Below are 13,278 nucleotides of genomic sequence, written 5' to 3'. Positions count from 1 at the left end.
TCAATTAAATCTATCTCACCCATTATACAAATTTTCAGTCTTTGAAACTATGGAAAACATATGACACTTCAAAATCCATGTCTTTTCTTTTATCTAATTTAAAACCATTGAACCCCATACAGCCACCCTACCTACACTTGAAAATAATCTCAATGATCACTTCCTCATATCCGAATATACAAGCATTAAATCGGCTACCTCTTCACCATCACACGAGATGCAATGTATGGCAGCCGACTTAATGAATGCTTCACCATCAAGTTTCCCCACTTCGTTCACCATGGAAATTACAAATATATCATCTTCCAGGTTTTTAATAAAACCCTGAACATCCCCGTAACCACTATTGAAAAGTTCAACAGAGACCATGAAGTTATTTTCATGTGCAAAATCCAGAAAACTCAAAAGTAAATCATCATTTCCATCAACGAATTCAATATGATTTTGTTTTTTTTCCAAATATAATTTCTTAATTTTCTTAATGTATTTCGTATTGACATTCATTTGGTGAATGCTGTCCATATAAAGCAAACTGTAACCATCATACATCCCTGTTGAAGCAATATTAGCTACCACGACAAAGACATCCGACACTTTCAAGATCTTAGCCACACCGAATTTCCTTAAATCATTCGTATCCGCGTATAATTCGACAAGTTCTTCTCTTTCCGCTATCTTAAGCAAATGTTTTTTCATCATTTATTTCCCTTTCACCAAAATGTTATAAAGTCCCCTTTCTCCATGAAACATCAATTCCCTCCCTAAATTTTTTTGCCCAGTAAAAAAGACTGCCACCAGGACAGCCAGATTCAAAATTTTCACTTTATTAATTTTTGTGCAAGGCCCTTTGGGCAATTTGCGCATGTTCCTTTTTCACAAAAACATCATATTGAGCAGTTTCATGGCGATTTTGAATGTGCTCGGAACCTAAATTCATAGGCGTTTTCGTTTTGAAATGTATCCCTTCGCTTTCCAATTTCGCTATCACCTTAAAATAATTATCATGTCCGAAGGCCGTATAGATACAAGTCCAATATTTATAGGAAATTAATTTAGCAGTTAATACACATGCAAACGCGACAACTAATATTCCAATTATGATAAACACTTTTTTAGCTCCTTTTCATTTCGGATCTTTCGATATTGTCATCCATTACACTATATTCTTTGCTCTATGCACTATTTCCTTTTCAAACTGAACTTCTCTTTAACCAGACCAATTTCCAATAAAAAAAGAGACCCCAGTTTCAGGTCTCCGACTACACATCAACTTTTATTTTTCCGGCACGTTACAAGAACCGTCCGTACATGCTTCGCCTGTTGCTGGATCATTCACCATTTGAAGCGGATTTTCCTCAGCCCATACCTTTTTCAGCGTATCCAGGAACGCCTCGGTTGGCTGAGCGCCGGAGATGCCATACTTGCGGTTAATGACAAAGAATGGAACACCTGTAATTCCAAGCTGACTTCCTTCTTGCTCATCCCCTCTTACCTCCGCCGTGAATGCTGTCCCTGCCAGCATGGCTTCCGCCTCAGATTTTTCAAATCCGGCTGCTTCAGCCAAACTGGCCAATGTAGCATGATCGCCAATATGTTTGCCTTCCGTAAAGTATGCTTTGAATAGGCGTTCATTCATTTCATTCGCTTTACCTTTTGATTCAGCAAAATGCATCAAGCGGTGAGCATCAAACGAATTCGTTAAGACCACCTTGTCCATATGATAATCAAGTCCCAATTCTTTTGCCTGTTGGGTCAGGTTTTGGCTGCTCGCTTCCACGTCGGCTTGTGACATGCCGTATTTCTTCATAAGCATTTCATTTTGGGTCATATTGATATCCCGTTTTGCCTCTGGATCCAACTCAAAACTGCGGAACGTAACTTCTACCTGATCTTTATTTTCAAATTGTTTTAAAGCCTCTGCGAATCGATGCTTCCCTATATAACAAAACGGACATTGATAATCCGACCAAATTTCTACCTTCATGTGAATACCCCCTCATTTTAAATGCAATCGCATTAAGCACATTATATATTTTAGGGTATCCTCTTGCAAGGAAATTACCCTAGACACTCATTTTCAAAATTGGTGAAGTCGACTTTTTTCATGAATTCTTCTAATGTATAGCCCTTTAATAGGCGCAATGTTTCCTTTTCGGCTTCATTCATGATCTCCTCCAAAGCCGTATCCAACTGCTTCACGACTTCACCGCATTCGCTCGTCTCCATACACACAAGACATTCCGGCCGTACCGTTTGATACACATCGGCCAAAGTAAGCTGCGACGCAGGCACCTTCAAGCTATACCCGCCATCCCTGCCTTCCTTAGTTTCGACGATCCCCGCAGATGCTAGCTGAGCCATCACCTTTCTTAAAAAAGTGGCATGTGAATTCACCTTTAAGGCGATTGCCGAACTTGTCAGGAGCTTTTCGCTTTGTGCGAGCCAAACCAATGAGTGAATGGCAATTGCAAACCGCGGCGGTCCAATTTGATTGTTGCGATTACCTGAAGACATGCTTATTCCCCCTTATGCCACTGTCCATAATAAGCCCATTATACTATGTTACGTTCTCTTAGAACAAATGGTACCGTTTCCCGATTTTTTTCGACCGTGGTGCATGATAATCCGGACGTTTCCCGTTTTTCCCGACCGCGACACATGATAATTCGGACGTTTCCCGTTTTTTCCGACCATGCTGCATGATAATTCGGACGTTACATGTTTTTTCCGACCGTGCCGCATGATAATTCGGACGTTTCCCGTTTTTTCCGACCGCGACACACGATAATCAGGCCGTTTCCCGTTTTTTCCCACCATGCTGCATGATAATCCGGCCGTTACATGTTTTTTCCGACCGTGCCGCATGGTAATCCGGACGTTACATGTTTTTTCCGACCGTGGCGCACTTCCATATTGATATTTATCGTTTAAAGCAGATTGATCTTATATTTCTTCAAATCCAGGAACTGAATGAATTCCTTTGCCAGAAATCTTGGTGTGTATTCCTTTCCTTCTTGGAGCCTATAAACGATAAGGCCGACTATCAGCCCGGAAACATAGTACGCGTACATTTCCTTACCTGCATGGATTTCTATTTGCTGCTTCAAATAAAAAGTGCTCAATACATTGACGATTTCCGGAATTGGATCAGGAATACCATAATTCCCACTTATAAAATGAACAATGGATGTATGTTCCGTAAGGTAGGTAAACAATTGAACGAGAATGGCTTCTGATTGTTCAATTGTGACTTTCTCCGTCCTCCCTTCAATCGTTAATATCCCAATTAAATCCGAACAGAATCCATGGGTAATCGCTTTGAGCAAATCCTCTTTACTCGAATAGTGGTCATAGAAAGTCGCCCGGCGCATATCACTTCTGCGGGTGATATCGGAAATCGTCACAGCGGAATACTCTTTTTTTTCAATGATCAGTTGTAGCATCGCTTCCTGCAAAGCTTGTCTTGTCCTTATTACACGCCGATCGATGCGAACCTCCCTTTCATCAGATTGAACCGGGAGACCAAAAATCCAATAGTACCTTTTCTGGCTAACCAGTTCCCAATATTGCTGGCTGACCCTCTCTGGGGAGGGTTGCATCCCTTCTTTAAACCAGAAGAGGATAAAGGCATAAGTATATAGGGTCCGATAATGCACGTACATGTCCTTTAAAGTGTCCGAGATGTTTTCCTTCATGGGAGTCAACATGATTTCCTTATTGAATACTTGAATGAAAAACGCATGAAAATTGACATAGGGCATTTTATTCCGTTCCATCATATTCAGAAAAAAGGGGGTATGCTCCGCAACATACGATAAGACAGGAAGGACCTTCAGATTCATGTCTTGAAGGTTGATATGGTCCATTCCCTTTAGGGAATCAAAGATGGCTTTCCTTACCCCTTCCTTTTGTTCTTCGACAATTTCCTCGAAAATATCAAACTTATCTTCATAGTGGAAATACAACGTCCCCCTGCTGACGCTTGCATGCTCCGCTATTTCCTTACTAGTGATATGGCGAATGTCTTTTCCTATAAGTAAAGTCAGCAGTGCTTCCTTTATCTTTGAAGGGGTTGATTCACTTGCAGGATTTTCATGATCGTATGGCACAAAAGGACCTCCTGGTATGTTAAATATTGAACAGTTCCGAAGCAAATATACGGTAACGTACACTTCCCCGGGTCGTTGTCTTTATTTAGGTCATCTTAAAAACTATAATAATTTCGAGAGATGAATAAAGCAAATTTCATATCAGCACTTAATTAAAGGGGGAGACATAACTACATGGATATTCAAATGAAAAAAGATATAAAACGTATATTCCAATTGCAAAAGAAACACCAAAAAGTGATGCGTTCGACAACCTCTGAACAAAGGAAAGCGAAACTTAACCGATTTTTGGAAGTGATAGTGGCTCATGAGGAAGAAATCATCGAGGCCGTGCGTCAAGATGTCCGCAAGCCCTACCATGAGGTGAAGAGAGCGGAAATCCTCGGAACGGTCAAATCGATTAATGATAATATAAATAATCTCGATGAATGGATGGCTCCTAAAGCGGTGGGTTCTTCCTTGAATCCTGATGCTCAAGGATATTTAATGTATGAACCAAAAGGTACTTGTTTAGTGCTTGGGCCATGGAATTATCCATTCATGCTTACGATGGCCCCGCTTGCTGCGGCGATTGCAGCAGGTAACACTGCAATCGTTAAGTTATCCGATTTCACGATGAAAACGAGCAACATCGCTGCTAAGATCATCCGTGAAGCGTTCGATGAAAACGAAGTGGCAATCTTTGAAGGGGATGTGGATGTAGCAACAGAGCTTCTCGATCAGCCATTCGACCACATCTTCTTCACAGGCAGCACGAATGTAGGCAAGATCGTCATGACTGCAGCAGCGAAGCATTTATCCTCCGTGACGCTTGAACTTGGCGGTAAAAGCCCGACGATCATCGATGACGGATATGATTTAATGGATGCCGCGAAAAAAATTGCGGTCGGTAAATTCGTGAATGCTGGCCAAACTTGTGTTGCACCTGATTATATTTTCATCAGGAAGGAACGGCAAGCGGAATTCACAGACCATTTACAAGCAATCGTCCAAGCTGGTTTCTTGGCTGAAGATGGAACAGCCGACAGGGATAAATTTACGCAAATCGTGAACGAGCGGAACTTCAACCGGGTCAAGGTCCTCTTTGATGATGCGATCAGCCAAGGTGCTGAAGTCGTCTTTGGCGGACAATTCGACCTAAGCGACCGTACCATTTCACCAACGGTGCTGAAGAATGTTACTTCTGACATGAAGATCATGCAAGAGGAAATATTCGCACCAATTCTACCGTTGCTTAATTATGATGACCTGGATGAAGTCGTTGACTTTATTAACGACCGGGATAAACCTCTTGCTTTGTATGTTTTCAGTTCAAATCAGGAGGTCGTTGAGGAAGTTTTGAATCATACGACTTCCGGTAACGCATCCGTCAATGATGTAGTGGTTCATTTCACCGATTACAATCTGCCATTCGGCGGTGTAAATACAAGCGGAATGGGATCTTATCATGGAATATATGGCTTCAAGGCCTTTTCACATGAAAAAGGTGTCTTCGTACAGGCAAAATAATATACCTCTTTCTGCACCAGTTAAAAACCCGAGAAAAGCATCCTTTTCCCGGGTTTTCCAATACTACTGGATGATTTGCACATTCTCATATAAATAAGCTTCTTCCGGTGCCTTTATTTTCTTGGACTCTTTCAAGTCGATCACCGGTACGGGTTCACCTTTATAGCTTCCTTTTTTTAAAGTACCAGTAATGGTGTACCAATCATTCGTCTTCATCCCTTCCACATTTCCGTTGACCATATATCCGTATAACGTTGCATCCACTACACAGCAGGACATGGAGAGGCGGGAGATGGCCATTTGTTTTTTCGTAAATGTATCCTCACGATATATGAATCCCGAAAGCTCTATCTCCTTCCCCTCGATCGAATCGAGGTTATTCAGTAAATCATCCAGTACTTCAAAATAATTATCATCCGTTACGGAGATTTTCTCCTCATTCGCATGTTTCCCTGAATCATACGAACTTACCTTCTGTGCCTGCTGCTTCGCCATCCCTCTATTTTCCAGCACTTCCCCGCTTAATGTAAAGTCAGTCAGGATGAAGCCCAGAAGAATCGGGACAAAAAACAAACTATATTTCAGGACCAACGATGAAGACTCTCCACTCGATTCGCAATCACAATGATGTGCTCCGTGTTTTTGTTTTTTCAGACGGAGTAGACTGATGACTAAAAATGCAAAAAGCGCTGCCAATGCATAGGGAACCATTTTAGGTGCAATCAATTTCGTTAAATGACCAGAAACATACAATTTAAAAATCATGAGACCCAATCCAAGCAGCAGCAAGCCCTCAAGTTTTTGGATAAAATATCGTTTCATCACACTCCCCCCTTACTGATCAATCCGCCAGCAATCAGGCATAGGCTAAAGACAACGGCGAAAACAAGCAAGACATATGTGATGACAAAGCTCCGTTTAAAGCAGGACATCATGATCAGAACATTTTTCAAATCCAGCATGGGTCCAAATACAAGGAAACCAAGTATGGAACCTGGCAGAAAACTATGGGAAAAGGAAGCGGCAACAAATGCATCAGCTGACGAACAGAGCGAAAGCACAAAGGCAATTCCCATCATCAACGCTGTCCCCTTTATCGGCGCCTGCCCTATATCGGCCATTGCTGTTCGATCCATAAGCACTTGAAATAGGCTGGCAAACAAGGCACCGATGATAAAATATCTGCCTACCATAAAAAATTCCTGTGAGGTATGAACGATGAAGCTTGTCCACTTACTAGAGGGAATATCGTGGTGATGATCATGAACTGGTACTATCTTCTCCTCTTTGACCACATCTTTATTGCTGAATATATAAATGAATAAACCTACGATCACGGCCGTTAGGACACAGAGAATGATTCTCCCGTATAGAATGGACGGATTATTTTGAAACGCATAATAAGTTGAGCCGAACACTATGACATTCAATATTGGGGCCGTTACGAGCAAGACAACACCTGCATGTACCGGAACACCCTTTTGAATTAACCTCCTCACGACCGGGATGATGGCACATTCGCAAACTGGAATGATCAACGCCGCCCCTATTGCAGCAAAAATGGCCGCCAGGGGGCTTTTGGGTATCATCCGCTGAATGATTTCCTCACTGATGAACAGCTGAATGAACGAAGATGCAATGGCACCGAGGAACAGGAATGGAATCGATTCTAAAAACAACCCTAAAAACACGACGCACACTGAATGAAGCACCGGGTATCCCGAGAAATCAATTGCTTTTGGCATAAACACATCGCCAAGAAAAAAGAATGCCAGCAGTAAAAACAACAGCGTCCATAACAGCAAATTGACCGTGTATCGTTTCAAAAGCATGTTCAACCACCTCGCAAATCATAATTATTACGATTTAAGTTTTGATTCGGTCTAGTATATGCTTTTGATAGGATGAACATGACAAAAAACAGAAGAAGAATGGAAGACAATCCCCCCTACTTATTTCTTCGATATAGATCCCGAGTCTTGTAACCCTCTCCTAGAATCATTTTCATTTCCTGGCGCCGCTTTACTTGGGTCGCCACTTGTTTTGCACTATAAACGTATCGAGCCCAATCTTTACGATAACCTGGTGTAAGTGATTGATAGAACGCAAGTAAATCTGGAGAATCCTGCAAATCTTTCTCAATCTCCTGAATCATTTCGATATAATCATCTACTGATTGGCTTGCTTTGGTAGATGGACGGTTTCTATTTTTCGAATCTTCTTTTAACCCGACTACGGTAAAGACACCATCCAATCCAACCATACGTGCAAACTTTATGTCACTTGGGCCAACATAACCGTTTTCATCCGCACCAAGGCCATGCATCAAATCATCACGATGAATATATGTAGCATATTCCTTATTCCCCTTCTTGGGATATGCCAAATACATATAACCGTTTTTACTCAAATGATTTTTCTCTATCACCTTATTCACGAATCTTTTTAAAGAGTCCATATCCAATACAAAGGCAAATATAAGATCATAAGCACCTTCTGTAAGCTCTGTATCGTATTCCGGCAGCTCCGCTAAATAATCCGCCCCGGCTGGTATGTCCAAGACTGCCACCCGTTTATATTTATGTAAATTCAGTTTTTCGACTATTGTTTTCGCCATCGCAATCACCCGTCCATTTCGTCCAGTTTAAAAGTTTTCCATTTGGTACGCAACTTTTCTTTTGATAGTCTATCCTATATAAAAAGCAAAAAAAAGACAAAGAGTAAACCCTCCGTCTTTTTTATTACATGGCATACAATTAAAATTTCCTCAGCTGTAAGCATATAAATTTTTTAACCCTTCGCTTTTCAGGTAAGAAGTTACTTTTAATTAAAAACATCCCTATTTTTTATGATAAACTTATATGGTAGATTGTTATGAAAAGAAGAAACTCCTGCCTGCTCTTTTTTTGACTCAGCTTATATTACCATTCATGATTTTTGGTAACCAAGTAATGCATCAATTACATGCATAAACCTAAGTTATATGCATAGCATGATAGGGTATCGCTGCTCAAGAAAAACCAAATCCCTGGAAATATAGACCTGACTTCAGATCTATTTCTTCCACTAACAAGCAGAAGAGCCGATCCTTGAATCCTGTTCTTACCCATGAAACAAACCTTTTCGAGGTATCTCTAAACACTCTCACTCAATAGAAGCCTTCCTTACAAACATGATGTCGCACCCCTACAATCATGAATCACACATATCCCAGCAATGAATCGAAATCATGAATCCATTTGTTCTCCAGATCGGTTGAAAGTGTTTTTAAATAATTCACCATATTCTTAGTTTTTTATGCATTCGTCATGCAGTCCCATATCCCTTTATTTTTCCTATATCAAAAAATCAGTGATGCTTTGGGGTGTCACAAATGGGGGAGTTCACATGAATTTTATCGAGTATGATTTGCTATTTGCATCAAGAAACCAATTAATAGAGGAAATCACGGATTTGGATGAAAATATGCTGCACCATAGGCCTGTGCCTGAAGTATGGAATATCGCCCAAATTTGTCATCACTTATATCTCACGGAACAGCTATTTACTGAAGCGATAGCTCATGGCCTTCGAGAAAGGGATTTTCATAATATCATTCAAAAAAACATTTACTTCGTTACTGATAGAACAAGGAAATTCACATCCCCTGATATCATTTCACCCTCTCCAAACCCATTTCAATTATCGAACCTCATGGATTTACTGGGAGAATCAAGGGATCGATTATTACAGGTTCTTTATGATATGGATACAGATACCGTCTTAAATAGAAAGAAGGCCAAGCATCCGCTATTCGGGGACCTCTCTTTGGATCAATGGATTGAATTATTATCCTTACATGAACAAAGGCATGTCAAACAAATACAAGAAATAAAGGCCGCCCTTATTTAAGCCTACAATGACAATATCGGCCATAATTATTCGTAATCAGCGGCGCCAAGCTAAATGGAGCGTACGCTTTGTTAGTCATACCTATCGATTTTCAAACAAATAAAGAGACCACTTCATTTTGTGGTCTTCTTTCATGTATACTATGGAATCGAACGCAACTGTCATGGGCCTGCATAGAGTGTTCGAAAAATCAAATGGATAGATAGGCAGAAACCCTATTTATCTATCAAGATGATACTTTCAGTTTCCTTTTGATCTGTGTTGCGAAGATTTCAAGACAGATTGCAATTATCAGGATAAAATAAGTGATTGCGCCAATTTCACTCAAGTCAAAGTAAAATCCACTTGCCATGAACATATCGAAGCCGATTCCTCCTGCGCCAGCCGCTGCGCCCATTGCGACCGCCACTGCAAAATTGATTTCAAAGCGCATGAATGTCCATGAAATGATATAGGTGATCGAAGATGGAATGATGACTTGGAACACGATTTGCCACCAGTTCGCACCGCTTGCTTGCAGGGCTTCTATAGCACCTTTATCAATTTCTTCGAAAGATTCCGAGTAGGCCTTTACAAGGTAACTTATGGAGTGGAACGTCATCCCTATAACTGCTGCTACACTGCCCAACCCTGCTGCGACTGCAAAAATGAGGACCCATAACACGGTAGGAACGGCTCTAATCAGGGCAACCGATCCTTTTATGATAACCGATAATGGTTTGGACGAGATATTTTCAGCCGCTAAAAGTCCCAACATCAGCGCAATGATTGCACCAAATAGTGTCGTTAAGAAAGCTAGACCTAATGTAATCGACACCTGATAAAGCGCTTGAGTAAAAGTAAAGTGCTTTAGATGCGGCTCAATAAACATGGTCTTCAAATTGTCGACGGTCAATAATAGCGCATCCCACAGTTTAACATCCTTATAATCAAAACTGGCAAATGCATAAATAGTCAAAACTGCAAGTACCAGCACACTCAACCTAATCGCGATTGAAGATTTAGAGAAGGGCTTTTTGGATAGTCGTTCAAGTAGCATTTTATCTAACTCCTGGCCAGTAGGAGAAGGAAATGGTTTGATTGGACCCTCTGCCTGCATTATAAAATCACCCTCCTCACATAATTTGAGATCAATTCAATACTTAATATCGAAATGATGATCGTAATGACGACAAGACTGGCAATGTCATAACTTAAGTTTTTATAATACAGATTAAACGTAAAGCCAATTCCCGATCCTGTAAGCAGTCCGACCAATGTTGCATTCCTGATATTCGTTTCAATCATAAAAAGTACCCAGCTGATCATTTGCGGAATTGTTGAAGGAATAACAGACTGCGCAATGACGGTTAGATAACTTGCGCCGGTTGTCTGCAAAGCTTCTACGGAACTGCAGCTCACTTCATCAATCGTTTCGATGAAAGCTCTTGTTAAAAAACCGAAAGATCCGAAAAACAAGGCAAAATAACCGGTCAAAGAACTTTGTCCAAATGAAAATAACAGAACCAACGCCCATATTGAGACATCAATATTCCTAAATAAAACTGCTATCCCACGGCTAAAACCCCCGAAAAAAGCATTCACTCTTGTCGTATTGGAGCCCAATATTGCAAATACAAAAGCCAATATTCCCGCGATTGTCGTTGCAGCAACGGATATTAATAGTGTTTCTTTCAGCTTTATCAAAATGTCTGGCAGTTTGGTAAGCGAATCCTGTGTTGGATAAAAATTCGATAACGACCATTGTATGGCCTTAGGAACGGAGGTAACCCCTTTTGCGATGCTGAATTCTGTAATGATAATGGAAACAGCCGTCGCAGCCCCAATAAGCAAAAACAATACAAGTGAATTTCTTCTCTTTTTTGCAAAAACATCAGCCGACATGGGAACCTCCCAAATCAAAAATCAACTTTCCTTCATCTGATCCATAAATCTGATGGATATCATTTGAGGTTATATTTTGAGTTGTACCATTGAAAACAACCTTGCCACCATTCACACCGATGATTCGATCCGAATATTTCAGGGCAACATCGACTTGATGCAGGTTGACTACTACTGTGATTCCCATGGAAGTGCAGATATTCCTTAAATGATCCATGATCACTTTGGAAGAATTCGGGTCAAGAGAGGCAATCGGTTCATCGCACAATAGCAATTTAGGATTTTGGATAAGCGCCCGCGCAATGCCCACCCGCTGTTTCTGGCCTCCGCTCAACTGATCGGACCTTTTATAGATTTGATCTTCCAGACCGAGAATTTGGAGAACCTTTGCAGCCTGAAGTTTCTCCTCTTCACTATAAAGGCCAAGGATTCCTGCCAGTGTAGATTTATAGCCTAATCGTCCATGCAGGGTATTTTCAATCACACTTAGCCGATTTACAAGATTGTAATGCTGAAAAACCATCCCTATTTTCCTGCGTACTTTCTTTAACTCCCTTTTATTTACATTGTATACATGATCATTATCAAAAATGATTTCTCCGCTAGAGGCATCGATCATCCTATTGATGCATCGAAGTAGAGTTGATTTCCCTGCTCCAGATGGCCCTATGATCGAAACGAATTCCCCTTCTTTCACCGTGAAGTCAATATTGGATAACGCCTTTGTACCATTTCCAAAATGTTTTGAGACATTTTTCACTTCCAATAATGTTTTCATGTATGATCCTCCTACATTTTACTGCCTTTATTTAGACAATTCCCGAATTGGATTGAACCAGTCATCCTCAACTTCCACCAATCTTTCTTTTCCACTCACCCGTTTAAAAAGACCTGATGACTTAGATTCTTCTGGTACAAAAACGTTCTCGTTATTTGCCATTTCATCAGACATCATCGTTTCAAGAATTTTTTCACGAGTGTCCTCACTGACTAATTCGGTATTAACAACAAAAGGTGCATTCAAAACTGGAGTCACTGAAATGAGTGAGAATGTCTTATCTACAACTGTGTTGAAGGGTTCAGCTGCATCCTTCTTTACCTTATACACGGCACCTGCCTTATTCTCTTCCCCCTCAGCCAGCTCCACATAATTATTGACACATGTGTCACAAAAAGCTGCCACTTCCGCTTTCCCGGTTAAAAGATTTACAGCGGATCCTTGGTGTGAACCTCCATAAAGCACTTCACTGAAGAATTTATCTTTGCCGCCTTCCAATAAATCCTCGGCCTTTAATTCCTTAAACTTATCTTGCTGCGAAAAATAATCAACGATTCCTGTGGAAGGTACTTTGAAGCCAGATGTAGAGCTATTTGATACGAAGGAGAACTTTTTCCCTTGGATACCGTCTATCTTGTATTCGCCGTTACTTTTAAAGTCATCTGCATTTTGAACAGCCAACCAGCTATTATAGACTGCATCATCCAACGTACCTGATTCACCGCTTGAAACAACTAGAGGTTGAACCTTATCGTTTTTGTTGTTTGCTTCAATATAGCCTTGTGCCCCCAGGAAAGCTAAATCTGCGTTTCCATTAGCAATTGCCTCGATTGCAATGTTATAATCCGTAGTGGTCTTATGTTCGACTTTCTTTCCTGTGGCATCCTCTAAGATCTTCCCGATTTCATCGCGGGCTTCCCCTAAATCTTCCCCGGACTCATTTGGCAGCCATGCTATGGTTAATGTATCATCTTCATTTGCACCTGTTGAACTACTAGAAGAACAGCCTGTAAACACCAGCAAAATAACTAACATCAATATGGACATCATCGATTTTTTCACGTTAAATCTCCCCTCCAGTTTAAAAGATCTTTTCTTATTTCGGTC

Annotated in this window: 14 protein-coding genes; 2 read left to right on the top strand and 12 right to left on the bottom strand. The window is 40.8% G+C overall.

The annotated features are described in order from the left end of the window. Window positions 1-156 precede the first annotated feature (156 nt). The 5 genes from ACQKMH_RS02320 to ACQKMH_RS02300 all read right to left on the bottom strand — a co-directional run bounded on the left by ACQKMH_RS02320 (window position 157) and on the right by ACQKMH_RS02300 (window position 4,109). Window positions 157-699, bottom strand: a complete 543-nt coding sequence (locus ACQKMH_RS02320; protein WP_427585898.1) for a hypothetical protein — start codon at window positions 697-699, stop codon at window positions 157-159. 127 nt (window positions 700-826) lie between these two features. After that, window positions 827-1,108 (bottom strand): hypothetical protein, encoded by a 282-nt coding sequence (locus ACQKMH_RS02315; RefSeq protein WP_427585897.1) that lies wholly within the window; start codon window positions 1,106-1,108, stop codon window positions 827-829. A gap of 165 nt (window positions 1,109-1,273) precedes the next feature. Then, entirely contained in the window at window positions 1,274-1,984 is a 711-nt protein-coding gene (locus tag ACQKMH_RS02310; protein WP_427585896.1) for a DsbA family oxidoreductase, read from the bottom strand. A gap of 74 nt (window positions 1,985-2,058) precedes the next feature. Beyond that, a complete protein-coding gene (locus ACQKMH_RS02305) occupies window positions 2,059-2,514 on the bottom strand; it encodes an RrF2 family transcriptional regulator (protein ID WP_230154509.1) in 456 nt (151 codons plus the stop codon). A gap of 413 nt (window positions 2,515-2,927) precedes the next feature. Then, window positions 2,928-4,109 (bottom strand): TetR/AcrR family transcriptional regulator, encoded by a 1,182-nt coding sequence (locus tag ACQKMH_RS02300; RefSeq protein WP_427585895.1) that lies wholly within the window; start codon window positions 4,107-4,109, stop codon window positions 2,928-2,930. Between the two features lie 174 nt (window positions 4,110-4,283). On the opposite strand from ACQKMH_RS02300, the gene ACQKMH_RS02295 reads away from it, so the two are divergent. Then, complete coding sequence (locus tag ACQKMH_RS02295) at window positions 4,284-5,618, top strand: aldehyde dehydrogenase family protein (protein WP_427585894.1); 1,335 nt, start codon at window positions 4,284-4,286, stop codon at window positions 5,616-5,618. A 63-nt stretch (window positions 5,619-5,681) separates the two neighbouring features. On the opposite strand, the gene ACQKMH_RS02290 is transcribed toward ACQKMH_RS02295, so the two are convergent. The 3 genes from ACQKMH_RS02290 to ACQKMH_RS02280 all read right to left on the bottom strand — a co-directional run bounded on the left by ACQKMH_RS02290 (window position 5,682) and on the right by ACQKMH_RS02280 (window position 8,235). Continuing rightward, window positions 5,682-6,440 (bottom strand): TIGR03943 family putative permease subunit, encoded by a 759-nt coding sequence (locus ACQKMH_RS02290; protein ID WP_427585893.1) that lies wholly within the window; start codon window positions 6,438-6,440, stop codon window positions 5,682-5,684. Beyond that, the gene (locus ACQKMH_RS02285) at window positions 6,440-7,450 is read right to left on the bottom strand and encodes a permease (protein ID WP_427585892.1); all 1,011 of its coding nucleotides are present in this window, start codon (window positions 7,448-7,450) and stop codon (window positions 6,440-6,442) included. Before ACQKMH_RS02285 ends, ACQKMH_RS02290 begins: the two co-directional genes overlap by 1 nt. A gap of 116 nt (window positions 7,451-7,566) precedes the next feature. Next, window positions 7,567-8,235, bottom strand: coding sequence for a YdeI/OmpD-associated family protein (locus ACQKMH_RS02280; protein WP_427585891.1), 669 nt, complete (start codon window positions 8,233-8,235; stop codon window positions 7,567-7,569). Window positions 8,236-9,005: 770 nt separating this feature from the next. Here ACQKMH_RS02280 and ACQKMH_RS02275 point away from each other — a divergent pair. Then, the gene (locus ACQKMH_RS02275; RefSeq protein ID WP_427585890.1) at window positions 9,006-9,509 is read left to right on the top strand and encodes a DinB family protein; all 504 of its coding nucleotides are present in this window, start codon (window positions 9,006-9,008) and stop codon (window positions 9,507-9,509) included. A gap of 226 nt (window positions 9,510-9,735) precedes the next feature. Here the strand turns inward: ACQKMH_RS02275 and ACQKMH_RS02270 are convergent, their stop codons facing one another. From ACQKMH_RS02270 to phnD, 4 genes are read right to left on the bottom strand one after another with little or no spacing between them, the layout of a single operon-like run. Beyond that, entirely contained in the window at window positions 9,736-10,548 is an 813-nt protein-coding gene (locus tag ACQKMH_RS02270) for a PhnE/PtxC family ABC transporter permease (RefSeq protein ID WP_427587486.1), read from the bottom strand. Window positions 10,549-10,607: 59 nt separating this feature from the next. Further along, window positions 10,608-11,393, bottom strand: coding sequence for a PhnE/PtxC family ABC transporter permease (locus ACQKMH_RS02265; protein ID WP_427585889.1), 786 nt, complete (start codon window positions 11,391-11,393; stop codon window positions 10,608-10,610). After that, a complete protein-coding gene (phnC, locus tag ACQKMH_RS02260; protein WP_427585888.1) occupies window positions 11,383-12,171 on the bottom strand; it encodes a phosphonate ABC transporter ATP-binding protein in 789 nt (262 codons plus the stop codon). Before phnC ends, ACQKMH_RS02265 begins: the two co-directional genes overlap by 11 nt. Before the next feature lie 27 nt (window positions 12,172-12,198). Beyond that, window positions 12,199-13,233, bottom strand: coding sequence for a phosphate/phosphite/phosphonate ABC transporter substrate-binding protein (phnD, locus tag ACQKMH_RS02255; protein WP_427585886.1), 1,035 nt, complete (start codon window positions 13,231-13,233; stop codon window positions 12,199-12,201). Window positions 13,234-13,278 lie beyond the last annotated feature (45 nt).

This window comes from Peribacillus sp. NPDC097895, assembly GCF_050277555.1.
Taxonomy (GTDB): Bacteria; Bacillota; Bacilli; order Bacillales; family DSM-1321; genus Peribacillus.
This window is presented reverse-complemented; position numbering and strand designations above follow the sequence as displayed.